This window comes from Sphingorhabdus rigui (assembly GCF_014196595.1).
In the GTDB taxonomy this organism is placed as follows: domain Bacteria; phylum Pseudomonadota; class Alphaproteobacteria; order Sphingomonadales; family Sphingomonadaceae; genus Sphingorhabdus_B; species Sphingorhabdus_B rigui.
On the sequence record NZ_JACIEA010000001.1, the window covers coordinates 933,394 to 959,735 of the forward strand.

23 protein-coding genes are annotated in these 26,342 nt (G+C 55.9%); 14 read left to right on the forward strand and 9 right to left on the reverse strand.

Features of this window, described 5'->3' with window-relative positions:
- From pyrF to GGR91_RS04380, 4 genes are all read right to left on the reverse strand, one after another.
- Complete coding sequence (pyrF, locus tag GGR91_RS04365) at positions 1–675, reverse strand: orotidine-5'-phosphate decarboxylase (protein ID WP_183940397.1); 675 nt, start codon at positions 673–675, stop codon at positions 1–3.
- Complete coding sequence (locus tag GGR91_RS04370) at positions 672–977, reverse strand: hypothetical protein (RefSeq protein ID WP_183940412.1); 306 nt, start codon at positions 975–977, stop codon at positions 672–674. The genes pyrF and GGR91_RS04370 overlap by 4 nt, the downstream gene beginning before the upstream one ends.
- Positions 978–1,082: 105 nt before the next feature.
- Positions 1,083–2,393, reverse strand: a complete 1,311-nt coding sequence (gene purB, locus GGR91_RS04375; RefSeq protein ID WP_183940414.1) for an adenylosuccinate lyase — start codon at positions 2,391–2,393, stop codon at positions 1,083–1,085.
- Positions 2,394–2,536: 143 nt separating this feature from the next.
- Entirely contained in the window at positions 2,537–5,152 is a 2,616-nt protein-coding gene (locus tag GGR91_RS04380; protein WP_183940416.1) for a TonB-dependent receptor plug domain-containing protein, read from the reverse strand.
- Positions 5,153–5,363: 211 nt separating this feature from the next.
- On the opposite strand from GGR91_RS04380, the gene parC reads away from it, so the two are divergent.
- Together parC and GGR91_RS04390 are read left to right on the forward strand one after the other, a co-directional pair.
- On the forward strand, positions 5,364–7,691 hold the full coding sequence (gene parC, locus GGR91_RS04385; RefSeq protein ID WP_183940419.1) for a DNA topoisomerase IV subunit A: 2,328 nt from the start codon (positions 5,364–5,366) through the stop codon (positions 7,689–7,691).
- Positions 7,692–7,967: 276 nt separating this feature from the next.
- On the forward strand, positions 7,968–9,473 hold the full coding sequence (locus GGR91_RS04390) for a putative bifunctional diguanylate cyclase/phosphodiesterase (protein WP_183940421.1): 1,506 nt from the start codon (positions 7,968–7,970) through the stop codon (positions 9,471–9,473).
- Here the strand turns inward: GGR91_RS04390 and GGR91_RS04395 are convergent.
- The 4 genes from GGR91_RS04395 to GGR91_RS04410 are packed head-to-tail and all read right to left on the reverse strand — an operon-like array spanning position 9,431 to position 12,298.
- The gene (locus GGR91_RS04395; RefSeq protein ID WP_183941551.1) at positions 9,431–10,657 is read right to left on the reverse strand and encodes a CCA tRNA nucleotidyltransferase; all 1,227 of its coding nucleotides are present in this window, start codon (positions 10,655–10,657) and stop codon (positions 9,431–9,433) included. The two genes, GGR91_RS04390 and GGR91_RS04395, sit on opposite strands and share 43 nt — an antisense overlap.
- Entirely contained in the window at positions 10,657–11,232 is a 576-nt protein-coding gene (locus GGR91_RS04400) for a CoA pyrophosphatase (RefSeq protein WP_183940423.1), read from the reverse strand. Before GGR91_RS04400 ends, GGR91_RS04395 begins: the two co-directional genes overlap by 1 nt.
- On the reverse strand, positions 11,229–11,780 hold the full coding sequence (locus GGR91_RS04405; RefSeq protein WP_183940425.1) for a DUF1285 domain-containing protein: 552 nt from the start codon (positions 11,778–11,780) through the stop codon (positions 11,229–11,231). The genes GGR91_RS04400 and GGR91_RS04405 overlap by 4 nt, the downstream gene beginning before the upstream one ends.
- Before the next feature lie 38 nt (positions 11,781–11,818).
- Positions 11,819–12,298: a GNAT family N-acetyltransferase gene (locus tag GGR91_RS04410; protein ID WP_183940427.1), complete on the reverse strand. Its 480-nt coding sequence runs from the start codon at positions 12,296–12,298 to the stop codon at positions 11,819–11,821.
- 174 nt (positions 12,299–12,472) lie between these two features.
- Here GGR91_RS04410 and GGR91_RS11730 point away from each other — a divergent pair, with 174 nt between their 5' ends.
- Complete coding sequence (locus GGR91_RS11730; protein WP_183940429.1) at positions 12,473–13,330, forward strand: DUF1499 domain-containing protein; 858 nt, start codon at positions 12,473–12,475, stop codon at positions 13,328–13,330.
- Positions 13,331–13,345: 15 nt separating this feature from the next.
- On the opposite strand, the gene GGR91_RS04420 is transcribed toward GGR91_RS11730, so the two are convergent.
- A complete protein-coding gene (locus tag GGR91_RS04420; protein WP_183940432.1) occupies positions 13,346–14,479 on the reverse strand; it encodes a PQQ-dependent sugar dehydrogenase in 1,134 nt (377 codons plus the stop codon).
- A 186-nt stretch (positions 14,480–14,665) separates the two neighbouring features.
- On the opposite strand from GGR91_RS04420, the gene rimP reads away from it, so the two are divergent.
- From rimP to GGR91_RS04475, 11 genes are all read left to right on the forward strand, one after another.
- A complete protein-coding gene (rimP, locus tag GGR91_RS04425) occupies positions 14,666–15,226 on the forward strand; it encodes a ribosome maturation protein RimP (RefSeq protein ID WP_183940434.1) in 561 nt (186 codons plus the stop codon).
- 4 nt (positions 15,227–15,230) lie between these two features.
- Positions 15,231–16,874 carry a transcription termination factor NusA gene (gene nusA, locus GGR91_RS04430; protein ID WP_183940436.1) on the forward strand — a complete coding sequence of 548 codons (1,644 nt, stop codon included), beginning with the start codon at positions 15,231–15,233 and terminating at the stop codon, positions 16,872–16,874.
- 31 nt (positions 16,875–16,905) lie between these two features.
- Positions 16,906–17,562: a DUF448 domain-containing protein gene (locus GGR91_RS04435; RefSeq protein WP_246337045.1), complete on the forward strand. Its 657-nt coding sequence runs from the start codon at positions 16,906–16,908 to the stop codon at positions 17,560–17,562.
- Positions 17,563–17,583: 21 nt separating this feature from the next.
- On the forward strand, positions 17,584–20,121 hold the full coding sequence (gene infB, locus GGR91_RS04440) for a translation initiation factor IF-2 (protein WP_183940440.1): 2,538 nt from the start codon (positions 17,584–17,586) through the stop codon (positions 20,119–20,121).
- 29 nt (positions 20,122–20,150) lie between these two features.
- The gene (rbfA, locus tag GGR91_RS04445; RefSeq protein WP_183940442.1) at positions 20,151–20,555 is read left to right on the forward strand and encodes a 30S ribosome-binding factor RbfA; all 405 of its coding nucleotides are present in this window, start codon (positions 20,151–20,153) and stop codon (positions 20,553–20,555) included.
- The gene (locus tag GGR91_RS04450; protein ID WP_183940444.1) at positions 20,555–21,136 is read left to right on the forward strand and encodes a thymidine kinase; all 582 of its coding nucleotides are present in this window, start codon (positions 20,555–20,557) and stop codon (positions 21,134–21,136) included. Before rbfA ends, GGR91_RS04450 begins: the two co-directional genes overlap by 1 nt.
- A 43-nt stretch (positions 21,137–21,179) precedes the next feature.
- Entirely contained in the window at positions 21,180–21,611 is a 432-nt protein-coding gene (locus tag GGR91_RS04455) for a DUF6491 family protein (protein ID WP_183940445.1), read from the forward strand.
- Positions 21,612–21,643: 32 nt separating this feature from the next.
- Complete coding sequence (gene truB, locus GGR91_RS04460; RefSeq protein ID WP_183940449.1) at positions 21,644–22,558, forward strand: tRNA pseudouridine(55) synthase TruB; 915 nt, start codon at positions 21,644–21,646, stop codon at positions 22,556–22,558.
- A gap of 16 nt (positions 22,559–22,574) precedes the next feature.
- Positions 22,575–22,844 carry a 30S ribosomal protein S15 gene (gene rpsO / locus GGR91_RS04465; protein ID WP_183940457.1) on the forward strand — a complete coding sequence of 90 codons (270 nt, stop codon included), beginning with the start codon at positions 22,575–22,577 and terminating at the stop codon, positions 22,842–22,844.
- A 162-nt stretch (positions 22,845–23,006) separates the two neighbouring features.
- Positions 23,007–25,328, forward strand: a complete 2,322-nt coding sequence (gene pnp, locus GGR91_RS04470; protein ID WP_183940459.1) for a polyribonucleotide nucleotidyltransferase — start codon at positions 23,007–23,009, stop codon at positions 25,326–25,328.
- Between the two features lie 216 nt (positions 25,329–25,544).
- Positions 25,545–26,339, forward strand: a complete 795-nt coding sequence (locus tag GGR91_RS04475; protein ID WP_183940461.1) for an outer membrane protein assembly factor BamD — start codon at positions 25,545–25,547, stop codon at positions 26,337–26,339.
- The last annotated feature ends 3 nt before the right edge of the window (positions 26,340–26,342 follow it).

The window sequence follows — 26,342 nt, forward strand, 5'->3', positions numbered from 1 at the left end:
TTACAACGTACCCATAATGGCCCGTGCTGCATCTTCGGGGCTCTCGGCCTTGGTAATCGGCCGCCCGATAACCAATATGCTTGCGCCGTCGTCGCGTGCCTGACGGGGGGTAACAGTGCGTTTTTGATCTGCGCTGGTGCCGCCGGCGGGACGAAGACCGGGAACAACGAAAAACCCGTCTTTCCAATTCTTTTTGACGGATTTTACTTCGTGGCCCGAACACACAATGCCGTCGAGTCCCGCTTCCTGCGCCAACGCGGCCAGTCGGGCGACCTGAAGGTCTGCGCTGTCGGACACGCCGACGCGGTTAAGGTCATGGTCGTCGAGGCTGGTCAAAACCGTAACAGCGACAACTTTGGTATGCGCACCGGCCGCCGCCTTGGCATCTTCCATCATCGCGCGGCCACCGGCGGCGTGGATGGTGACAATGGCTGGTTCCAACGTATTAATCGCCTGCATCGCCTTGGCGACGGTATTGGGAATGTCGTGCAGTTTCAGATCAAGAAAGATCGGCAGGCCGAGCTTTTGCACTTCGTGCACGCCATGATGTCCGTTGGCACAGAAAAATTCGAGGCCAAGCTTAATCCCGCCAACCTGGTCCTTAATACGCCGCGTCAATTCCAGCGCGTCATCCAGATAGGGCGTGTCGATTGCGACGAAAATCGGGTTGGTCATATCATGTCCACAGCGGTGTATGCAGGGGGAGGGGACACTGGAGGCGGTGGCGGCACTGCCGAGCCGCGCTGGTTTGCCTCAAGCGTCATTATTCGCCTTTTTATGCGCCACACCTGCGTCAGGTGCACGAAGTAAAGCGGCACAAAACCAATCAGAAACGCTGCAATGACCAAAGCCGGCAATTTGGTGTCTAGGCGAAGGCCACCCCATAGGCTGACCGACACCGGCACCCAATTGTTGGTCGCAAACACGATTAGCCCGATAATGATCGTTACCCAAATGAGCATCTTCAAAAATCGCATCGGTCGGCCGCTCCTTCTTGTCTTGCCACCTTATGACAAGATTTTGCCTTTGGGTAGCGCTATCCAACAACCTATGCCGCCGCACATTTTGGTGGCGGCCAAGACTTAGCCAAATACGCGTTCGAAAATGGTGTCGATATGTTTGAAGTGATAATCAAGATTGAAGCGGTCTTCGATTTCTTCGGCGGACATTTTCGCAGAAACATCTGCATCGGCCTTCAAAAGCTCCATGAGCGATTCTGCGCCGTCGGATTCCCAAACCTTCATCGCGTTGCGTTGAACGATGCGGTAGCTGTCCTCGCGGCTGATACCAGCCTGCGTGAGCGCCAATAGCACGCGCTGTGAATGGACAAGGCCGCCCATGCGGTCGAGATTCTTCTGCATCCGTTCAGGATAGATCAGCAGCTTATCAATGACGCCCGTCAGTCGGCCAAGGGCGAAATCAAGTGTGATTGTCGCATCTGGCCCGATATAGCGTTCGACGCTTGAGTGGCTGATATCGCGTTCATGCCACAAAGCGACATTTTCCAGAGCAGGCGTCACATAGCCGCGCACCATACGGGCAAGGCCAGTCAGATTTTCCGTCAGCACCGGGTTGCGCTTATGCGGCATGGCGGAGCTGCCCTTTTGACCCGGCGAGAAATACTCTTCCGCCTCAAGCACTTCGGTGCGTTGTAAATGGCGCACTTCGGTCGCGAGACGTTCAATGGACGAGGCGATAACGCCCAGCGTTGCGAAATACATGGCATGGCGGTCACGCGGGATGACCTGCGTCGATACAGGTTCAATCGCAAGGCCAAGCTTTGCCGCAACATGCGCTTCAACGCCCGGATCGATATTGGCAAAGGTTCCGACTGCGCCCGAAATGGCGCATGTCGCGATTTCAGCGCGGGCGGCCACAAGGCGTTCACGGCCACGTGCGAATTCGGCATAGGCTTGCGCAAGCTTCATACCGAACGTCACGGGTTCGGCATGAATGCCGTGGCTGCGGCCGATGGTCGGCGTAAATTTGTGCTCCATGGCGCGCGTTTTAATCGCGGCGAGCAACGCATCCATGTCCGCGAGCAAGAGATCGGTTGCTTGCGTGAGCTGAACCGCCAAGCAGGTGTCGAGCACATCGGATGATGTCATCCCCTGATGCATGAAACGCGCTTCGTCGCCCACTTGCTCTGCGACCCATGTCAGGAACGCGATGACATCATGCTTTGTGACGGCCTCAATCGCGTCAATGGCTGCAACATCGATAGCTGGGTTAGTGTCCCACCATTTCCAAAGCGCTTGCGCAGCAGAGGCGGGAACAACGCCGCGTTCGGCAAGTGCATCGGTGGCATGTGCCTCAATTTCGAACCAAATGCGAAAGCGGTTTTCAGGCTCCCAAATCTTCACCATGTCGGGGCGGGAATAACGTGGGATCATGTTGGTCGCTTTCTGCTGCTATCGGGAGTCGTCGCCCCGTTAGCAGGCAGACCGCAAGGCGTCAAAAATGACGCGTCTGAAGTGCACAAAAAAGAAAGGCGCGGGTTTTACGCCGCGCCCTTGCTTCTCAAAAAGTCGTCAATTTAGAAGTCGATAGAGACACGACCATACACAAACCGTCCGCTGAAACCGAATGGCGACTGCGAGCTGTAAGGCAGGAATGAGTTGTTCAAGCCATAGCTTACGCCATCAACCGTTCCGAATGGAAGACGATCTGGATACACATCCAACACGTTGTTCGCGCCAAATGCAATTGAGACGGACTCAACGGGTTTGAAGCGGAACTCAAGGTCGGTAATCCACTTGGGCGACAGGAATATATCGCCTGGGACAGCCCCGGGAGTGAGCGCAATGTTGCTATTGTTCGCTGATGTCGAAAAGCCGCTTGGCAAGAATACTTCGCCGTAACGGTTCGTGCGCAGCGTCATGCCAAGATTGTTATAATCCCAATCGAGCGTGGCGTTCAGCTTGTTCTTGGGCTGTCCGTCGGTCAGGCGATAGCTTTCCTGCCGTGCGAACAAACGCTGCGCAGTGAAGCCCGAAAATACCCGGCGGTCGGTAATTTTGGTATTGTTCAAATTATACCCGACGCTGACGCGGAATTTGCCGAGGCCGAATTCTGGCACACGGTAGCTGGCAACGATATCAAGACCAGTTGTACGGGTATCAATACCGTTGATGAAAAAGCGAGCCGAACTTACGCCCGTCACACCGGCTGCAGTCAGCAACGCCAGAACGTCTGTACCTTGAAGGTTTTCGGTCAAAGTGATGCGGTCGTTGATTTTTATGTTGTAGTAATCCGCAGTGATGCTGAGCCCGCTAATCGGCGTGAATGTAACGCCGCCGCCAAGGTTCAACGATTTTTCTGGCGAGAGTGCCTGTGCACCCAACGCAACCGCTACAGGCGACGAAACCGGGAATGTCCCGACTTCGATAAGCACGCCGCCTACGTTGTTGGTCGATGTGGTTGCGAATGATTGCTGGGCGAGGCTTGGCGCGCGGAAGCCTGTTGAAATTGAACCGCGCAAAGCAACGCCATCAACGATTTCATATCGTGCTGCGGCTTTACCATTGATGGTATCGCCAAAGTCACTGAAATGTTCGTAGCGTCCCGCCAATTGCATCGTCAAGCTGTCGGAGAGGTCGGCATCGAGTTCGATATAACCAGCAAAGCTATCGCGTGAAACGTCCGTCGCGTTTGCAGGACGGAAGCCCGGGAACACCTGCGCACCACCGGCGGCATTATATGGCGCAGCCGAAAAAGGCCCGTTGACGTAGCTCTGCAGCTCGCCAGGGACGATTTTGTAGTTTTCGTTGCGATATTCGCCACCGACGGCAAGCGATACGCTTTGGCCAATACCGATGTCCAAATCGCGGCGCATATCAAGGTTGATCGACGTCTGGCCTGAACGCAGGCCGCCGGCGTCAAATTGGCGCGCACTTACTGCGCCGCCCAAGGATGTGTTGACCGTATTTTGGATCTCATAATCCAGACGGTTGGACCCATAGACCACCGATAGGTCATAATCCCATCCGCTCATGTCGCCACGAAGACCCGCTGCCGCAGAGATGTCAACGATTTCGCTGGCAATCAGGGGAAGGAAGCCATCTGCGTAAATGGGCACAAAGGTCGTCGTCGACGCGGCCCAATCGCGGTTGCGTACGTCCGCGGAACGGCGGTAGAAACCAGCGCCATTACCTTTACGGATGCCGTAGCTGCCGAAGGTGTAGAATTCTGCTGAGTCAGAGAATTCAATGCCGCCGTTGACGAAGAAGTTCAGATCCTGCGACACGCCGTCACCGTAACGATGCGCATAACGGTTGAAGGTCGCTTCGCGCGGATCACCTGCGTTGAAATAATTGCGGCGGATGTCTGGGCCCGAACGGTTGGTGGGTGAACGGTCCTTATATTCGGCAGTAAGGTTCACATAGCCGCTGTCGCCCAAGGGTAGACCAAAGTTTGATGCGAAAGTGTATGTGTCACCATCGCGGCGTTTGCGGTCTTCGCCGGTGTATGTGATGACCGGGTTGTCCGAAAGGCCAGTGGTCAAGGAAACGGTATCAACCTGACCGACATCTTCCATCTCGGTGATATATTTGCCGAACGTTGCCTGCGCACGTCCGCCAATGCCCTTTTTCAGCTGAATGTTGATCACGCCTGCAATTGCATCGGAACCATATTGCGAGGCCGCGCCGTCGCGCAGGACTTCGAGGCGTTCAATGGCGAGCGGCGGTATGGTGTTCAAATCAACCGCGGTTGATCCGCGACCTACTGAACCGTTGAGGTTGACCAACGCAGACTGGTGACGGCGCTTGCCGTTGACGAGCACGAGCACTTGGTCTGGCGCAAGTCCGCGCAAGGTCGCTGGACGAAGCGAGTCGGTGCCATCGGTCAAGGATGGCTGCGGAAAGTTGAATGAGGGAACGAGCTGGTTCAGCAACTTGTTGGTTTCGGTTGTGCCGCTGTTCAGCAGTTCATCGCCGGAGATGACATCGACGGGCACTGTGCTGTCGGCAACGGTGCGGTCGGTCCGACGTGTACCGGTTACGATAATTGCATTTATACCGGTTGCCTCTTCAGCATCGGCTGCCTGCGCAGATGTATCTTGCTGTGCAAACGCCGGATTGGCTGCCGCTACGAAGAGCGCGGTGGACGAAACCGTCACCGCAAGTGCAGAAATTAACTTATATGTTTTCATGATCATCCCCAGTTTTGTCGGTATATTTCTACTGACGGGCATGAATCTGGCACTTTGTTACGCTAAATTCTAGCAAACTCGTGATTTATTACAATTTTGCACCTGAAATGTGTCTTTATTGCAACGCAGCATATTGCGCTGAGCGCATTAAGCTGTGGATTGCTGAAATCGTTGCTTTGCGGCGGCGGGTTCCCTCGCTATCGGGTAAATTATGTCTGACACAGTTGACGCTCCAGCAGAAGATCCATTTGACGCGATTGTCGATGCGCCGTTTGATGCGGCTTTGTCGGAACGCTATCTGATCTACGCGATGTCAACGATCACCGCGCGGTCGCTACCTGATCTGCGCGACGGGTTGAAACCTGTGCACCGGCGTTTGTTATGGGCGATGCGCTTGCTCAAGCTTGATCCGGCTAGCGGGTATAAGAAATGTGCCCGTGTTGTCGGCGATGTCATCGGTAAATATCACCCGCATGGCGACCAATCCGTTTATGACGCAATGGTCCGGCTCGCGCAGACTTTTTCGCTGCGTTATCCGCTGGTGGACGGGCAGGGCAACTTTGGCAACATCGACGGCGATAATGCGGCTGCGTATCGATATACTGAAGCCCGTCTGACGCGCACAGCGATCGAGCTCATGAACGGGCTTGATGAGAACGCAACGGACTTTCGCCCTACCTACAATGGTGAAGACGAAGAGCCCGAGGTTATGCCCGGCCTGTTCCCCAATTTGTTGGCAAATGGTGCAAGCGGCATCGCCGTCGGCATGGCGACCAGCATCCCGTCGCATAATGCGGCCGAAATTATCGACGCTGCCATGCTCTTAATTGATGAGCCACAGGCGCGGCACGAACAGTTGATGGAAATCGTCAAGGGACCCGATTTTGCAACGGGTGGCGTGCTGGTGGACAGCCCAGCGGTCATAAGTGCAGCCTATGCGAGCGGTCGCGGTGCCATGCGGGTACGTGCGCGCTTTTCAAATGGCTGGCAGGACAGCGAGAAATGCTGGGAACCCACAGGCGTCGAAAAACTGCCCGGCGGCACGTGGCAGCTTGTTGTGTCGGAAATTCCGTATCAGGTGCAAAAAGGCAAGCTGATCGAGCAAATCGCGCAACTGATTGCCGATAAGAAGCTCCCCATATTGGACGACATTCGTGACGAAAGCGACGAACGCGTTCGTATCGTGCTTGTGCCCAAAAGCCGCAATGTTGATCCCGAAGATCTTAAAAACGCGTTGTTCCGCCTTACAGACCTTGAAACGCGCTTTTCGTTGAACATGAACGTGCTCGATGCCGACCGCACGCCAAAGGTCATGGGCTTGGGCGAAGTTCTGTTGCGTTGGTTGACGCACCAGATCGAAGTGCTGGTGCGCAAATCGCAGCACCGGCTGGAAAAGATCGATAGCCGCCTTGAACTGCTTCAGGGTTATATCATTGCGTTCCTCAACCTTGATCGCATCATTGAAATCATCCGTAACGAAGATGAACCAAAGCCCGTTATGATGGCCGAGTTCCTGCTGAATGACCGGCAGGCCGAGGCCATTCTTAACATGCGTTTGCGTTCGCTCCGCCGGCTGGAAGAAATGGAGTTACGGCGCGAGCTTGAGGGCTTGGAAGCTGAACGCGAAGAGCTGGTGAAGCTTATCGAAAGCCCCGCGCGGCAGAAGACTCGCTTGAAAAAAGATCTGACTGCGCTGCGCAAAAATTACGGTGAAGATACCGAACTTGGCCGGCGCCGCACAAGCCTTGAGGAAGCAGGGCAAGCGCGCGAGATTTCGCTCGAGGCATTTGTCGAACGCGAACCCGTCACGGTTATCATGTCAAAACGTGGCTGGATTAAAGCCATGAAGGGGCATGTGGATCTGTCTGCGCGCGCCGATTTCAAATTTAAGGAAGGGGATGGCCCTGCCTTTGCGTTCCACACGCAGACGACAGACAAGATCCTGATCGCAACAGCGAATGGCCGTTTTTACACCTTGGGTGCTGACAAGTTGCCCGGTGCCCGCGGTTTCGGTGAACCTGTTGGCACAATGATCGACATCGAAACCGGGAATGATATCGTTGCGGCGTTCCCCGCAGTTGCAGACGGGCGCCTGTTGCTCGCGGCTTCAACGGGCAAGGGCTTTATCGCGCGGATGAGCGACATTATTGCCGAAACCCGCAAAGGACGCGGCGTCGTCACGTTGAAACCGGGCGCGAAGCTTTCGGTGGTTCGCCTTGCTCCCACAGAGGCCACAGACGAAGCGACGTTGAAGGACCAATATGTTGCCGTAGTGGGTGACAACCGCAAATTGGTGGTCTTCCCGCTCAGTGAAATTCCCGAAATGGCCAAAGGGCAGGGCGTTACCTTGCAGCGTTATAAGGATGGCGGCCTTGCAGACGCTGTGTGCTTTAAGATGAGCGAAGGGCTCAGCTGGGCGATGGGCGGCGATAGCGGCCGGATGCGCACGGAAAACGACATGTCCTTGTGGCGCGTAGCGCGCGGCGCAGCGGGTCGACTTCCGCCGCAAGGTTTTCCAAGGAATAACCGCTTCGATTAGGTTTAATGAAAATTAACCACGCACGGGGTGAACATATTTTACAATCGGTGTGCATAACGCCGCGTAATGAACCGCGCGATCTCGCCCATTTTAGACGAAAAACACCCTGATAACAGGGCGGTCTTAGCCATAGGCGGGGCAGAGTTTAACTGGCTTTCCTCATTGCCCATCGCGGGCGCTATATTTCGCACCAATCAAAATGAAGTTCATCTGGTCCGCAGTAACAGGACGTTTGACGACCTGATGCTTGGCTTTGGGGGGCAAGCAAAACCCGACATGGAATTGCTGAGCGACCGGGCAATGGCCATGCTCGCCACAGGCCGTGAGACACATTTCGAATGCTGGCGATCGGACGACGCCGTTCATCCGCGTGAGTTGGAAATCAGCATCGCACGTTTCGGCGGTGGTGATGACATGTTCCTGCTGTCGATGGTTGACCGCACGGCCGAAGCCATCAGCCGGATTAACCTGCGCCGTGAAATGATGAGCGATAGCCTGACCGGATTTTGCAACCGCATCGGTTTTGAAGAACGGGTTGACGCCGCGGTTGCCGAGATGCGGAAATCGGGTTCGTCGCAAAATTATGCCATCATCCTGGTCGACTTGGCGCGTTTCAGCCGTGTGAATGAATCGGTAGGCGCGATTGCTGGCGACGAGCTGATCATTACCGCCGCCCACCGCCTGAATGCGCGCATCCGCAGCAATGAAATTCTGGGGCGGCTTGGCGGCAATGAGTTCGCTCTATTTGCGCAGATCGATTCCGGTTCAGTCGACGTCGCGGCCATTGCCCAACGTCTGGGTGATGCATTTCAAGATCCATGCAAGCTTTCGAATTTGGAGATTCAGGTTGAATGTGCGCTCGCTGCGGCGACCGGTGGTGTCGGGGATGATCCAACGGATACATTGCGCCATGCCCAAATTGCGCTGAAGCGCGCCAAATCTTCGAAGACCTTCGAACTATATGCGGTGGGGGCTCTCGATACCGCACGGCGCCGGTTCAGCCTTGAGACCGATTTGCGGCGCGCATTGAATCGCGGCGAACTTGTTCTGCATTATCAGCCGTTGGTGGACCTCGAGTGTGGCTCGTTAAGCGGCTTTGAAGCGCTGGCGCGTTGGGATCATCCCGACCTTGGCCCCATATCGCCGGTCGACTTTATTCCTGTGGCGGAGGAAAGTGGCTTAATCGTACCACTTGGCCGCTGGGCACTTGAAGAAGCGGCCAAAACCATCGCGCGATGGGATAGCAGATCGGGCGGGCAAAAGGATTTCCGGGTTTCCGTGAATATGTCTGCGGTGCAGATGCAGCGCGATGATGTGGTGGACGCGGTTGCTTCGGCGCTTAAGGGCGCGAATGTTGATGGCAACCGGATCACAATTGAGCTGACCGAGAGTGCCTTTATCAATGACCCGGCTGGCACAAAGACGTTGCTCGATGCGTTGAAGGGGCTGGATACCAACCTTGCGATGGATGATTTTGGCACCGGTTATTCCAATCTGGCCTATCTCCAGCAGCTCCCAATTGATGTTCTGAAAATCGACCGCAGCTTTGTATCGGAGATGTTGGTGAACAAAGATAAGCGGGCCATCGTGCGCACCGTGTTGTCGCTCGCGCGGGCATTGGGTATGAAGACAACGGCTGAAGGCATTGAAACCATTGAAATTTCGCAGTTGCTCCGTCGTCTTGGCTGTTCCGTTGGGCAGGGCTATTATTATGCGCGGCCTTTGTCTGAAGATGCTGCTTATGCCTTTTTGGCCGCTGACATAGCTGCCTCGACAAGCTGAAGCGCCAATTCGGACTGGCGGTCCGAAATCGGGAAATCTTCGGCAACCCAGTTGGCCTCCAGCTCTTGCAAGGTTTTCGCCACGAGTGGACCAGCGGGCAATCCCATTTTGATAAGATCGCCGCCTTTGATGTGCATGGTGGGGCTATCCCAATTGTCCAAGCGCGCCAGACATAGCGGCAGCGCATTGTCGTCTGCAAACAACATGGCGACATCGCGCGCGGTGTCGTTATCAAAACGATAAGCAATGGCGCGGATATTGCCCTCAGTCGGCGCGCCAGCGTTCAACCGGTTGGCGAGATTTTCGCGCATTTTGTTCGACAGCTTCAGGCGTGCCGCCACTTTGTCGACCGCGACGGGATCCGTCACCAATATGCTGAGAAACCGGGCAGGGAGCGAGAGCGGTTGATTGTGCAACTGCTCCCTGTGCACGAGCCGCTGCAATCGGTCGTGGGCATCGCTGCAAAGTTCGGGAAGAAATGGCGCAAAAATACCATTTTCGATCATGAGGGTGACAGACGCGACTGGGTTTTTGAGCGACAGCAGTCGGGCGAGTTCCTGCGCAATGCGTTCGCGTGACAACGCCGTCAGACCGTGCGCACCTTGCGCGCAGGCATGGATTGCGTCTGCATCCACCGGACCGCTGCCAAATCGGGCCAGGAAGCGGAAATACCGCAATATGCGCAGGAAGTCCTCGGCGATACGCTGCGTTGCGTCCCCAATGAAGCGAACGCAGCCGTTATCGAGATCACTTAAACCGCCGAAATAATCGAAAACCTCTCCTGTTTGTGGGGCGGCGTAAAGTGCGTTGATCGTGAAATCCCGCCGTGCGGCATCTTCCCGCCAATCGGTTGCGAAAGCCACCGTCGCGCGCCGGCCATCGGTGGAGACATCGCGGCGTAATGTGGTGATTTCGTAATTCTTGCCGTCCACGACCGCCGTAATCGTACCATGGTCCAGCCCCGTCGGAACGGCTTTGACGCCGCCAGCTTCCAATCGGTCCATGACCGTTTCAGGCAACAATGCTGTGGCAATATCAACGTCCGAAACGGGCAGCCCCAATAATGTGTCGCGCACAGCGCCGCCAACATATCGGGGGCCACCATAAGAATCGGCCAGCAGCGCCAGCACCTTTTTCAGGCCTGCGGCCTGTTGCCATTCGGCATGAGGAAGCTGTGCCGCAATCATGCCAGCCGTCGCACCAGATTGGCGATTATCCCCGCCGTTACGCCCCATATTCGCCGTTCGCCCCATTGCATGTCGTAATAGCTACGCTGCTGCCCATTCCAGTTGGCCTGTTTCTTGATGGAATTGGCAGGATCAAGCAGAAACGCAAGCGGGACTTCAAACCAGTCTTCAACCTCTTGCGGGTTGGGCTGAATCTCAAGGTCGGGGGGAATGATGCCAACAACGGGTGCAATGCTATACCCGCTGCCTGAATAATAAGTGTCGGCCACGCCTATGACCTCGACACGGGCTGGCGGTATGTTCAGTTCTTCTTCTGCTTCGCGCAATGCAGCAAAGATCGAATTTTCGTCGCTGTCATCAACCTTGCCGCCGGGAAATGCGACTTGGCCGGCGTGGCTGCGCAGCCATGTCGGGCGCTGGGTGAGAATAACCCCCGGTTCGGCGCGGTCGGTTATCGGGATTAGGACGGCAGCGGCACGGTGTTGAACCGTGTCACCCAAGTAGCGCTCGTCTTCAATCTCGATATCCAGCGCGGGGTCGAGCGCCTTATGAATGCGGTGCCGCCAATTCATGCAGGCGCCATCAAGCTGAATTGCGCACCTTTACTCCAAATGCTGACGCCTTCGGGATCTTCGGCAAGCGCAAGGTTGGCAAGCTCATAATAAACGGGGCGCGCGAGCTTTGCCCAAAGTCCGCCGCGCACATGCAAATAGGGCAGGCCATCGCGCATTTCGATGGCGTGGTCGGCATCTGCAAAGACCAAATCGTCGCTGTTTAATCGGAACGCCAGAGTCCGGTCTTTGCCGTCGCCTTCGCTTTGCAGCTCAACCGCAATGAAGGGCGCATCATCGACCGCAATGGACAGCTTCTGCTGTGGCGTGACAAGCCAGTGCTTTCCATCGGCGTCACATGATAACAAACTCGAAAAGGCCCGGACCATTGCAGGACGTTTGATCTCACCGCCCTGATGATACCATTTGCCATCGGCAGCGACACGCATTTCGCTATCGCCTGTTTGTTCAGGCGTCCAGCTTTCGACCGGCGGCAGCTTTCGCGCTGCCACAAGTTCGGCAATGTCCGAAAGGCTCAGGTTTGCGAGGTCAGGGGCTTCGTAAGGCATAGGCTGGCGATACGGCTAAAGCGGACGGTCGTCAAAGCTTAGTCGGCTGGACCAAGCGCGCCATGTTCCGGCAAGTCCACCATCGCCGGGTTGCGCAGCAACAGTCGGCGTGGTTCCCAAGGGCCGGGCAAAGTCCAACCCGATGTGCCTTCAGCGGTAAATCCAAATCGCCCATAATATTCAGGGTCGCCAATCATCACCATCGGTGCGTCATCCGCGCGCATTGCGTCGAGCATGAGCTGCATAAGCTTTGTCCCAATTCCGCTATTCTGACGAAGACGGGCGACAGCGACCGGACCGACCAATATCAAAGCGGCATCGCCGACGCGTATCGGCCAACATTGAATGCTTCCCACAAGTTCGTCGCCGTCCAAGATGCCGAGCGACAAATGGTCAATCGCGTGCATCCCCTTACGCAGCAGATATGCGGTGCGTTGATGGCGGTCGAGGCCAAAGGCATCATCCAGCAACGCGTCTACAACGCCATCGGCAAGGTCCGAGAGTGCCGTTGGTTGCATGATTAATCACACAAGAGGGAAAATGGACGAAACATATGCGGCCCCCTGTCATTGCAGCCAGCATTTGTCCAATCGATTATCGATCAACTTGTTATGTAATCTTGGAAAATTGCGTTTGTCTGGAACATCGTTTAGCCTGTTCCCGTTAGAAAATGCTGGGTAGGAGACAATTTGGTGAACGAGCAAGATATCCCTCATGAGACCATGAATGCGCAAGTATCTCCGGCGTCTTCGCAGCAGGGTGAACCGGATGGTAAGAAGATCGACTATTGGGGCTATATTGTCCTATCCGCCGGCGTTGGCGCGCTCATATGGGGACTTGTCTCTGCCGTTGGAACCGGTTGGGGATTTTGGGAATATACGTCCGGATTAAAGGGCGTGGCCGGGGCATTTTTGCTGGGTCTTGGCGCGATATTGATCGGTGCCGTGCAAGGCTGGCGCGTCCGTAAAGCTATCAACCCGCCGCCGCGTGCGCGTCGTTGGGTCGGCATGGTTGTTGCGCTTTTATATGTCGGGTGGGTTGGAACGTTTTTGATGGCGGCATTGACCGTGCCTGCGATCCACGATGTTTCGACGGATTTGGCAGACCCGCCGGCATTTCAGACTTTGGCTTTGCGCACCGACAACCTCGACAATATTCCCGGCGCTGATGATAGCGATATGAGGGGCCTTACGCCGCTGCAACGTTGGGCGTTGGTGCACCAAAAAGCTTATGGCGATATTCGCTCGGTACGCATCAATGAACCCGTTCCCACGGTTATCGCCAAGGCGGAGCGTCTTGCCAAGGCACGGGGTTGGGATGTGGCGATATCGTTACCTGAAGAAGGGCACTTTGAGGCAACCGATACCACCGCGTTCTTTCAGTTTAAGGATGATGTTGTCCTGCGTGTTCGTCCATCGGATACCGGCGAGGGCAGCATTGTCGATATGCGATCGGTCAGCCGGGTCGGGATAAGCGATCTGGGTATGAATGCGAAGCGCGTTCGCGCATTTCTTGCAGACCTTACAGGAACAGTAACGGCGGCGCCATAAGCGCCGCCGCACGGTTTATTTCCTTGGCGTAAGCTTCAACAGGCGGCCCTGCGATCCGGCACGCTCGTCTTCCAGCAGCCAGATTGCGCCGTCTGGACCCTGTTCGACTTCACGGATGCGGGCGTCCATATTCCATTGGTCCGCTTTCGTTGCGTTCTCGCCGTCCAGTTTTACGCGCACCAACGCTTTTGCGCCAAGGCCGCCTAAAAACGCGCTGCCTTTCCAATCCTTGAACATATTGCCCGAATAAATCATCAGGCCGCCGGGTGAAATCGCAGGGTTCCAGAACAGCTTCGGTGCTTCAAAGCCATCACCTGCCGCGTGGTCTGGGATATCGCGGCCGTCGTAATGATTGCCGTTCGACACGATAGGATAGCCATAATTGGCGGCCTTTTTGACAAGGTTCAGCTCGTCGCCACCCGCAGGTCCCATTTCCTGGTTCCACAAACGCCCCTGCGCATCAAAGGCGATGCCCAGCGGATTGCGGTGGCCATAGGACCAGATTTGCGATTTTACGCGCCCTTGGTCGTAAAACGGATTGTCCGATGGCACCATGCCGCCATCCGTGAGACGGACGATTTTGCCAAGATTTTGGTTCAGATCTTGGGCAGGATCGAATTTCTGGCGCTCCCCGCTGCTGATGTACAACATACCGTCCGGTCCAAATGCCAAGCGGTGTCCGAAGTGGCCTTGGCCCGAAACCTTTGGTTCCTGACGCCAGATGATTTGAACCTCGGATAATGTCGGGGTGTTACCTGAAACATTCAGCTTGCCGCGCGCGACAGCGGCGCCGAACCCGCCTTCGCCTGCTTCAGCAAAGCTAATGTAAACGAACTTGTTTTTCGCAAAGTCGGGATGGAGAATGACATCACCCAAGCCGCCTTGTCCGCCATAGGCGACTGCGGGTACGCCCGCGACGTCGACAGCGGCACTGTCCTTTTTCCAAAGCTTCAGCTTACCTTTTTTCTCCGTCACCAGCGCATATGGCGTGCCGGGAACGAATGTCATCGCCCAAGGCTCTTCAAAGTCCGCCATCACCGTGACATCGAACGGTTGCGATGCACTATCGGTGGGTGCTGCATCACTCACGGATGGCTGGCAGGCCGCTGCCAAAAAAGACGCGCCAATTAGGAATGATAATTTCGACATGTATAAGTGCTCCTCAAATATCCGCTTAGCGCAGTTGGGTACTGACCGGCTTATATGCAAGAGGCTTGCATATAAGAGAGTTCGGCGCTATACGGCTGTCATCCTTACATTGTGAGAACTTGGAAGGGCTAGCGCCACTAGGGGCTGGCAGCCAGAAGCTTTGCATGCCGTATAGAAAGACTAAATTTGCCTGACCTCAATACACTGACCGCGTTGATCGCACCCGAAGCAGAAGCGCTCGGCTTTGCGCTGGTGCGTGTCGCGTGGTTTGAAACCGGCGGGCAGGGCAGCGACGAGCCAACCTTGCAGGTGATGGCCGAGCGCCCCGATACGCGGCAGCTTGGCATCGATGACTGTGCGGCGTTGTCGCACCGTATATCGGACAAATTTGACGAGCTTGACCCAATTGTCGAAGCGTACAGGCTTGAAGTTAGCTCGCCCGGTATTGACCGTCCATTGACCCGCCTTGCCGATTTTACCGATTGGGCAGGCCATGAGGTTAAGGTTGAGCTGGCAGAACCAATGGATGGCCGCAAGAATATCCGTGGCGATATTGTTGGCGTTGACGGTGACAATATTCATGTCGATGACCGCAAATCCGGACGACTGACATTCGCCTTTTCCAATATGGGCAGCGCCAAGCTGCTCTTGACAGACCGCCTTATTGCGTCGACTGCCCCCATCAACAGCGATGGGGCCGACGAAGTTGAGGCAGACCCCATTCACGACGAAGCACAGGAAGACTAAGAACATGGCTAACACGATTGCCGCGAACAAGGCCGAATTGCTTGCAATTGCCAATGCGGTTGCTGCCGAAAAGATGATCGACAAAGCTATTGTCATTGAGGCGTTGGAAGAAGCCATCCAGCGCGCTGCCCGTGCACGTTACGGCGCAGAAAACGACATTCGCGCGAAACTGGATACGCAGACCGGCGATCTTCGCCTGTGGCGCGTTGTGGAAGTTGTTGAAAACGTCGAAGATTACTTCAAGCAAGTTGACCTGAAGCAAGCAGACAAGTTGCAAAAGGGCGCCGTTGTTGGTGACTTTATTGTTGACCCGCTGCCAGCGGTTGATCTGGGCCGTATCGATGCGCAGTCTGCAAAGCAGGTTATCTTCCAAAAGGTGCGCGATGCAGAGCGCGAGCGTCAGTTTGAAGAGTTTAAGGACCGCACCGGTGAAATCATCACCGGCGTCGTAAAGTCGGTTGAGTTCGGCCATGTTGTTGTCGACCTTGGTCGCGCAGAAGGCGTTATCCGCCGTGACCAGCAAATTCCGCGTGAAGTTGTCCGTGGCGGCGACCGCGTCCGGGCGCTGATTATGAAGGTGCAGCGCGAAAATCGTGGCCCGCAAATCCTGTTGAGCCGTGCGCATCCTGACTTCATGAAGAAGCTGTTTGCGCAGGAAGTTCCTGAAATTTACGACGGCGTCATCGAAATCAAGGCCGCCGCACGTGACCCCGGCAGCCGCGCCAAAATTGGCGTTATCAGCCACGATAGCAGCATCGATCCCGTCGGCGCATGTGTCGGTATGAAGGGCAGCCGCGTTCAGGCCGTCGTTCAGGAAATGCAGGGCGAGAAAATCGACATCATTCCATGGTCGGAAGATACCGCGACGTTCATCGTAAACGCACTGCAGCCTGCGACCGTGAGCCGCGTTGTCATCGATGAAGAAGAAGGTCGCATCGAAGTTGTCGTTCCTGACGATCAGTTGAGCCTTGCCATTGGCCGTCGTGGCCAGAACGTTCGTTTGGCTTCGCAGCTGACCGGCCGTGGTATCGACATCATGACCGAAGCGGAATCGAGCGAAAAGCGTCAGAAAGAATTTGTTGAGCGTTCGGAAATGTTCCAGCAAGAGCTGGATGTGGACGAAACCTTGGCGCAGCTTCTGGTTGCTGAAGGCTTTAGCGAGCTTGAAGAGGTTGCTTATGTCGATCCATCTGAAATCGCTGCCATCGAAGGCTTCGACGAAGGTCTGGCTGAAGAGCTTCAGAGCCGCGCACAAGAAGCGCTTGATCGCCGTGAAGAAGCCAACCGGAATGAACGCCGCGAACTGGGCGTTGACGACGCATTGGCCGAGCTCCCCATTCTGACGGAAGCGATGCTTGTTGTCCTGGGTAAGGCCGGCATCAAGACGCTTGATGATCTCGCTGACTTGGCGACCGACGAACTGATCCAAAAGGCACGTGAGCCGCGCCGCAACGAACGTAGCGACCGCGAAATGCGCCGCAACCGTACGGAAGATAAGGCTGGCGTCTTGGCGGTGTTCGGATTGTCTGAAGAACAGGGCAATGAAATCATCATGGCCGCACGCGCACACTGGTTCGACGACGAAGACAGCGCGCCAGCTTCGGATATCATAGAGGAGGACGCGGTTGCAGCGGACGACTCCCAATGAGAACCGACACTCCCCAATAAGGAAGTGCATATTGTCAGGTGAGCATGGGACTCGTGCCCAGCTCATCCGGCTTGCCCTCGGGCCCGATGGCAGCATCGCGCCTGATCTATTTGCCAAGGCCCCGGGCCGTGGCGCGTGGATTGGTGTATCCGGGGCAGAACTGACAAAGGCGCAGGAAAAGGGCAAGCTTGCTGGCTTGCTGCGCCGCGCCTTCAAAACCGACAAGATTGACATCATTGATGACCTGAGCGGCCGCATCGACCGTGGGCTTGAAAAGGCTTTTCTGGACCGGCTCGGGTTGGAAGCGCGGGCAGGGCACCTTATCTTAGGTGCTGAGAAGATCGACTCTGCATCACGCAGCGGTCAGGTTCGTTTGCTTTTGCATGCGGCCGATGCCAGCGCCGACGGCAGTGGCAAACGCGACCAAGCTTGGCGCGTTGGTGAAGATGCCGAAGGGACCGGCAAGGGTGGTTTGAAGCTGCCTGTCGACCGTGACGCATTGTCTGCAGCGCTTGGACGGTCAAATGCCGTTCATGTCGCATTGATTGACCAAAAAGCGGCAGATAGGGTGATGCATCATCTTGGACGCTGGCTAAATTTCAAAGGATGCAGTAATGCGCCCCTCGATTCCGCAGCTTCGGTTGCGGACGTGCGGGGCCATATTTCTGACGTCTCCGCAATTGACTGAGTAAGGACGGGTTCTGTTTCGATGAGTGATGATACCAACAATAAACCGACATTAACGCGCAAGCCGCTCACTTTGAGCCGCTCGCTCGAGTCTGGTGAAGTCAAACAGACCTTTAGCCATGGCCGCACAAACAAAGTTGTTGTCGAGGTTAAGCGCAAGAAACTCGTCGGTAAGCCCGGTTACGCGCCTGAGGCTGAAGTAGCCGCGCCACCACCACCTCCGCCGCCACCCGCTGCGCCTGTAGCGGCAGCACCTGCGCCGGCCCCGGCTGCACCAGCACCGCGTCCGACGGGCAATGACATGCTGAGCCGTCAAGAGCGTCAGGCAAAGCTGCTTCGCGAAGCTGAAGAAGCGCGTTTGGCCATGCTGGAAGAAAGCAGCCGCCGTGAAGCTGAACAGCGTGCACAGCGCGCCGAAGAAGAGCGTCAGCGCGCGCAAGCCAATCGTGAGGAAGCCGCCGCTCCGCCGCCTCCACCGCCAGCTGCAGCAGCGCCCGTTGAGCCTGAAACATTTGAACCTGCTGCTGAAGAAGCCAGCAAGGATACTGCCGCACCTGCGCCGCGTCGTTTTACGCCTGTTGAAGCGCCCAAGCGTCCTGAGCGCGAGCGTGAAGAGGTTAAGAAGGCTCCAAATCGTCCAACCCGTGGCGCAGCGGATGATCGCCGCCAGTCGGGCAAGCTAACCGTTACCCGCGCGCTTGAGGGCGATGATGGTGCCCGTGCGCGTTCACTCGCTGCGCTGAAGCGTGCGCGTGAAAAGGAAAAGCGTTTGCATGGCGGCGGTAACCGTCAGGCACAGGTGAAGCAGACCCGTGACGTCGTTGTCCCTGAAACAATTACTGTTCAGGAACTGGCCAACCGTATGGCTGAAAAGGGCAGTGACCTGGTCAAGGCACTGTTCAAAATGGGCATGCCCGTCACGATCAACGAGACTATCGACCAAGATACGGCAGAATTGCTCGTCGAGGAGTTTGGCCACAACATCACCCGCGTTTCCGACGCTGACGTCGACATCGTTCATGACGAAGACGTTGATGCCCCAGAAACGTTGAAGGCGCGTCCGCCCGTTGTTACGGTCATGGGCCATGTCGACCATGGTAAGACATCGCTGCTTGACGCCTTGCGCGGCGCAAATGTGGTTTCGGGTGAAGCTGGCGGTATTACGCAGCATATCGGTGCGTATCAGGTGAAGACAAAGGATGGCTCGCTCATCACTTTCCTCGATACCCCGGGCCATGAAGCATTCACGCAAATGCGCCAACGCGGTGCCTCGGTTACCGATATCGTCATTCTGGTGGTTGCGGCCGATGACGGTCTTATGCCGCAGACGATCGAAGCCATTAAGCATGCCAAGGCAGCCAATGTGCCGATGATTGTTGCGATCAACAAGATCGACAAGGAAGGCGCAAACCCGCAGAAGGTGCGTGAACGTCTGCTTGAACATGAAGTCGTTGTCGAAGCGATGGGCGGCGATGTTCAGGACGTGGAAGTCTCCGCGCTCAAGAAAACTGGCTTGGACGACCTGCTCGACAAGTTGGCGCTTCAGGCTGAAGTTATGGAACTCAAGTCCAATCCTGATCGTGCGGCGGAAGCCGTTGTGGTTGAGGCGCAGCTTGATAAGGGCCGCGGCGCGGTTGCGACCGTGCTGGTAAAGCGCGGCACGTTGAAGCGTGGCGATATCTTCGTTGTCGGCGCAGAAAGCGGCAAGGTCCGCGCGCTGATTAATGACAAGGGCCAACAGGTACCCGAAGCGGGCCCGGCAACGCCGGTCGAAGTGCTCGGCCTGACGGGTGTGCCATCTGCTGGTGACGTCTTGACCGTCGTAGAAAACGAAGCGCGTGCCCGCGAAGTTGCCCTGTACCGCAAGGAACAGTCAACGAAGGTGCGTACAGCGCAAGTTACGCCAAATCTTGAAAACCTGTTTGATAATTTGTCCGCCACGCGGGCGAAGGAATATCCTGTCGTCATCAAGGGCGATGTGCAGGGTTCTGTCGAAGCCATTGTGACGGCGCTCAACAATATCTCCACAGACGAGATCAAGGTGCGCGTTCTGTTGGCTGGCGTTGGCGGTATTACGGAATCGGATATGCTGCTTGCTGCCGCGTCCAATGCGCCGCTGATCGGCTTTAACGTGCGTCCGAACAGCAAGGCTGCAGCGCTTGCGAAGCGTGACCGCGTCCGGTTGAAATATTTCGATGTGATTTATCACCTTACGGCAGACATCGCCAAGGAAATGGCGGGCGAGCTTGGTCCGGAAATCATCGAAACCGTTGTTGGCCGCGCAGAGGTCAAGGACGTGTTCAAGTCCGGCAAGCGCGACAAGGCCGCTGGTTTGCTGGTCACCGAAGGCATCATCAAAAAGGGCCTTCATGCACGTCTTACCCGCGAAGACGTTATCGTGTCGAAAACCACGATTGCTTCGCTTCGCCGGTTCAAGGACAATATCGACGAAGTGCGTGCTGGTCTCGAATGTGGTGTCGTGTTGGCGGATACCAACGACGTCAAGGCGGGCGATATGCTCGAGGTCTTTGAAGTCGAGGAACGTGAACGGACGTTGTGAGCTTAGCTCGAACCTGAAAGGGGAGCTGTATGGCCAAACATAACGACACTGGTACCGAGGGCCGTTCCGTGCGGTTGCTGCGCGTTGGCGAACAATTCCGGCACATATTGTCGGAACTGCTCGCGCGCGGCGAAGTGCATGACGATGTTCTTAACAGCCACAGTGTCAGCGTGACCGAAGTGCGGATGTCCCCGGATTTACGCCATGCAACGGCATTCATTAAGCCGCTGCTGGGCGCAAATGAAGAAAAGGTGCTGAAAGCACTGCGCACCAATACGGCGTTTTTCCAAAAGGAAGTCGCCTCGCGGGTGAGCATGAAATATGCGGCGAAGCTGAAATTTCTGGCCGACGATAGCTTCGACCAAGCCACACATATCGAAGGCTTATTGGCGCAGCCCAAGGTGCAACAAGATTTGACCGACGACGCAGAATAATGGCCAAGTTATATTTCTACTACGCGTCAATGAACGCAGGCAAATCGACGACCTTGCTGCAGGCGGCATTCAATTATGGCGAGCGCGGCATGCAGGTGATGCTGTGGACCGCCGCTATTGATGATCGCCCGGGTTTCGGTGCGATCAGCTCGCGCATTGGTCTCGCAGGCGATGCCAGCCGCTTTGAAAGCAACACGGACATCGAAAGCGCAGTCCTTGCCAAACACGCAGAAACGCCGCTCGCGTGCGTGCTGATCGACGAAGCGCAGTTTTTGACCAAAGAGCAGGTTTGGCAGGCTGCAAGCTTAGCCGACAAGGCCGGTATTCCGGTCGTTTGCTATGGCTTGCGCACGGATTTTCAGGGCGAACTTTTTCCCGGCTCCGCTGCATTGCTTGGCATCGCGGACAGCCTGGTTGAATTAAAAGGCGTGTGTGACTGCGGTCGCAAAGCGACGATGAATTTGCGCGTTGATGAGACCGGCAAAGCCGTTGTCGATGGCGCACAAACCGAAATCGGTGGCGATGACCGTTACGTCGCAATGTGCCGAAAGCATTTTAATGAGGCACGCGGCTTAGGCTGACTTTTCATGTGCCGTTCATCCAGAAAGGCATATCGTCGGGCCTATGATGAAAAAAGCCTTGCTCTCATTGTCGGTCGCCGCGGCAATCGCGGCGCCCGCGCATTCCAAAAGGCCGGAGCCCTATGTGTGGCCCGAAGTCGGCGTGGAAACCAAGATCAATTTCCCTAACCAAGGCGCGATCCGCAATTTCGAAGCCGATGGCAATGACGGCATATGGCTGGAGGACCGGCAGCGGCGTTGGTATTATGCTGAGTTGCTTGGTGGATGCCAGGAACTTGATTTCGCGCAAGCGATTGGTTTTGATACGCGCGGTTCGGCGACTTTCGACAGGTTCAGCACGATCGTCGTGGCTGGCGACAAATGCCAATTGGCCAGCCTTGTGACCGCCAAAAAGCCATTGCCCCGCAAAGAGCGCCTAAAGCTCCGCAAGCAAACATTGGCCGCAGGCAGGGAAGCCGCCGCGCCTTCAAATTGACTTGATGCTATGCCGCGCCCTAAAGGGCGGGCATGCATGGCTGGATCATCCTCGATAAACCGCTTGGTCTGGGTTCAACGCAGGCCGTTGCAGCGGTAAAGCGCAACTTGCGATCTGCCGGCTTTGGTAAGGTCAAGGTTGGGCATGGCGGTACGCTTGATCCGCTCGCCACCGGTGTTCTGCCCATCGCATTGGGTGAGGCGACCAAATTATGTGGCCGGATGCTCGACGCGTCCAAGACATATGATTTTACCATCTGCTTTGGGGCAGAGACCAGCGGCCTAGATGCCGAGGGCGAGGTTGTTGCAACTTCGGATGTGCGGCCCACGCTGGAACAGGTGCAGCAAGCACTGGCGCAATTCACAGGGCCGATTGAACAGATCCCACCTGCTTATTCGGCGATCAAAATCGATGGCAAGCGCGCGTATGATCTGGCGCGGGCAGGGGAAGTGGTCGAGATGAAGTCGCGAGGCGTCACGATATACGCGCTTTCGGTCCAGCAGCCGGACGCTCTCCCTCGCAGCGACGCGCTTTTGGGTTCGGTCACACTGACTGCCGACGTTTCCAAAGGCACGTACATACGCAGCTTGGCGCGGGATATTGCATATGCTTTGGGTACTGTCGGCCATGTCTCTATGCTGCGCCGCGTGCGCGCAGGTCCGTTTGCCCTGAATGGCGCGATTTCGCTGGACAAACTCAATGCATTCGGCCAAGGGGCAGCCCAAGAAGACATTATCTTGCCGATAGAGGCAGGGCTGGTCGACATCCCGGCTCTTGATCTCTCCCCGGAACAGGCAAGGGCGATCCAACAGGGTCGCGTCTTGACCGGGATTGCCATGAAAGATGGGCTACATTGGGCGAGGGACGCAGATTTGCGGCCTATTGCACTGGTGGAGAACATCGACGGTGCTTTAAAAACCGTCCGTGGCTTTAACCTAACTCCATGATGTTCGAAGGAAAAATATGTCAATTACTGCAGAACGTAAAGCACAGGTCATCAAAGAGCACGCACGCGAGCCAAATGATACCGGATCACCAGAAGTGCAGGTTGCAATCCTGACTGACCGTATCAACACGCTGACCAGCCACTTTAAAGACCACCACAAGGACAATCATTCGCGTCGTGGTCTTCTTCAGATGGTCAACAAGCGTCGTTCGCTTTTGGATTACCTGAAAAAAATCGATGGCGACCGTTACGCGGCGCTCATCGCGAAGCTCGGCCTTCGTAAGTAAATTTAAAAGCGGCCTCAATCGGGGCCGCTTTTTGCATGGGGGGTCCGGCAATGAGGCTGGACTGCCATGGGGGCTTTGAAATGCCCCGGCCGTTTGCGGATCGGATCATCCGCTCAATTGAGGCCCCGCATCGCATAGGGCATGCGGGTCAAAGGAAAATCTATGTTTAATACGAAAACTGTATCAATCGAGTGGGGCGGACAAACCCTGACACTCGAAACGGGTAAGGTTGCCCGTCAAGCTGACGGCGCTGTTATGGCGTCTTTGGGCGAAACTGTTGTACTTTGCGCGGTTACCGCGGCGAAGTCGGTAAAGGATGGTCAGGATTTCTTCCCATTGACCGTTCACTATCAAGAAAAATATTCGGCAGCTGGCCGTATCCCCGGTGGCTTCTTTAAGCGGGAACGCGGCGCGACTGAAAAGGAAACTTTGGTTTCCCGTTTGATCGACCGTCCATTGCGTCCGTTGTTCCCAGAAGGTTTCTACAACGAAATCAACGCAATTGCACAAGTTCTTAGCTATGACGGCGAGAATGAGCCGGACATTTTGGCGCTTGTTGCAGCATCGGCTGCGATGACCATTTCGGGCGTTCCTTTCATGGGCCCAATCGGCGCAGCACGCGTTGGTTACCTGAACGGCGAATATATCCTGAACCCAACGGATGAGCAGGTTGCAGAAGGTGATCTCGACCTTGTTGTTGCAGCGACATATGACGCCGTGATGATGGTTGAATCCGAAGCCAATGAGCTTTCGGAAGAAGTCATGCTTGGTGCCGTCCTGTTTGCGCATGACGCATGTAAGGAAGTCGTTAAGGCAATCATCAAGCTTGCTGAACAAGCTGCCAAGGATCCTTGGGCAATGGCGGAGCAGGCTGACCTGACCGCTGCGAAGGACAAGCTTAAGAAGCTGATCGGCAAGGATATTGCTGCAGCCTATAAGCTGACCGACAAGTCGGAACGCAGCAACGCGTTGAACGTTGCACGCGCAAAGGCGAAGGAAGCGTTTGTTGATGCCGCGCCTCAGGATCAGCTTGCCGCTGGCAAGTTGATGAAGAAGCTTGAAGCTGAAATCGTTCGCGGCGCCATCCTGAAGGACGGCACCCGTATCGACGGTCGCAGCACCACGCAAATCCGTCCAATCGTCTCGGAAACGCATTTCTTGCCACGCGCACATGGTTCTGCCTTGTTCACACGCGGCGAAACGCAAACCATCGCAACCTGCACCTTGGGCACCAAGGATGCAGAGCAGATGATCGACGGTCTTGGCGGTCTGCATTATGAAAACTTCATGCTGCATTATAACTTCCCACCGTACAGCGTTGGTGAAGTTGGCCGTTTCGGTGCGCCCGGTCGCCGCGAAGTGGGACATGGTAAGCTTGCATGGCGTGCGCTGCACCCCGTGCTGCCAACCAAGGACGAGTTCCCGTACACAATCCGTTTGACCAGCGACATCACAGAGTCGAACGGCTCTTCGTCGATGGCGTCGGTTTGCGGTGGCAGCCTCGCCATGATGGACGCAGGCGTACCTATCAAGCGTCCGGTTTCGGGTATCGCAATGGGTCTTATCCTTGAAGGTAAGGATTTCGCGATCCTTTCGGACATCTTGGGTGATGAAGATCATCTCGGCGATATGGATTTCAAGGTTGCTGGAACGTCAGAAGGCATCACCACGATGCAGATGGACATCAAGATTGCCGGTATTACCCGTGAAATCTTCGAAGCTGCATTGAACCAAGCCAAGGAAGGCCGCGCGCATATCCTTGGTGAAATGGCAAAAGCTTTGGGCGAAGCCCGCGGTGAATTGTCGGCGCACGCACCACGCATCGAAACCATGCAGATCGACAAAGCGAAGATCCGCGACATCATCGGTACCGGTGGTAAGGTTATTCGTGAAATCGTCGCCACCACTGGCGCGAAGGTCGACATCGATGATGAAGGTCTTATCAAGATCTCGTCGTCCGACGTTGCCCAGATCGAAGCCGCACGTAAGTGGATTTCCGGCATCGTTGAAGAAGCTGAAGTCGGCAAAATCTACGACGGCAAGGTCGTCAATCTCGTCGATTTCGGTGCGTTCGTAAACTTCATGGGTGGCAAGGACGGTCTCGTCCACGTCAGCGAAATGCGCAACGAGCGCGTTGAGAAGGTTACCGACGTCGTCAGCGAAGGCATGGACGTTAAGGTCAAGGTTCTTGAAATCGATCCACGTGGCAAGGTTCGCCTTTCCATGCGCGTCGTTGATCAGGAAACCGGTGAAGAACTGGAAGATACACGCCCGCCACGTGAAAAGAGCGAGCGCAGCGATCGTGGTCCCCGTCGTGAAGGCGGCGGTGGCGGACGCGGCGAAGGCCGTGGCGATCGCGGACCGCGTCGTGATGGCGGTCGGGGCGAAGGCCGCGGCGACCGTGGTCCACGCCAAGAGCGTTCAGAAGGCGGAAACAATGGCGGGGGCGATCCCGACCATGTTCCAGCATTCCTGAAGGACTAGGCCCGCGCGGCAAACAGAACATCCTGCAAAAGGATTGGAGAGGAAAAGGGGTCGCTACGGTGGCCCCTTTTTCGTTGTGGGCATTCGCCGCCGTAAATGGGCAAAGCCGGTTGCCCCCGACGCTGTCTCGGCTTCAGTTCATGCCCGATATAGCATCTCGCACTAACATGCGCAAAACCCTTGGCGACGGCCACAAGAGTATCTAAGGACAATCCCATGAACAGAAAAATCCTTGTGTCCGCTGGCCTGCTGGCTTCGGTTTCCATGCTTTCCGGTTGCGCTATGCTTGGCCTTGGCGGCGGCGGTGCAAAGCCGGGTAGCAACACCCGTTATGTCGCACGTGACGTCAACACGTTATATACTGCGGCAAAGGACAAGCTGGATAACAAGCAATATGAAGTTGCTGCCGCTTTGTTTGACGAAGTCGAACGCCAGCATCCATATTCGCCATGGGCGCGCCGCGCGCAGCTGATGAGCGCATTTAGCTATTACATGGCGCAGAAATATAACGAATCGATTCAATCGTCGCGCCGGTTCCTGTCGATCCATCCGGGTAACAAAGATGCGGCTTATGCATATTATCTGATCGCCTTGTCTTATTATGAACAGATGAGCGATGTGACCCACGATCAGAAGATTTCGGAGCAGGCATTGGCCGCATTGGGTGAAGTGCAGCGTCGCTATCCCACTTCGCGCTATTCCGCTGACGCCACGCTGAAAATGGACCTTGTGCGCGATCATTTGGCGGGCAAGGAAATGGAAATCGGCCGTTTCTATCAACGTCGTGCCTTGTGGCTCGCATCCTCTTTGCGTTTCCGCGAAGTTATCGACAAGTTTGATACGACAACGCATACGCCAGAGGCTTTGTACCGCCTGACCGAAAGCTATTTGGCGATGGGCGTGCCTGAAGAGGCGAAGAAAGCTGCGGCCGTGCTGGGTGCCAATTACCCCGGTAGCAAATGGTATCAGCGCGCCTATGACCTGATGCAGAAGAACGCGCCCGCCGCGTAATGA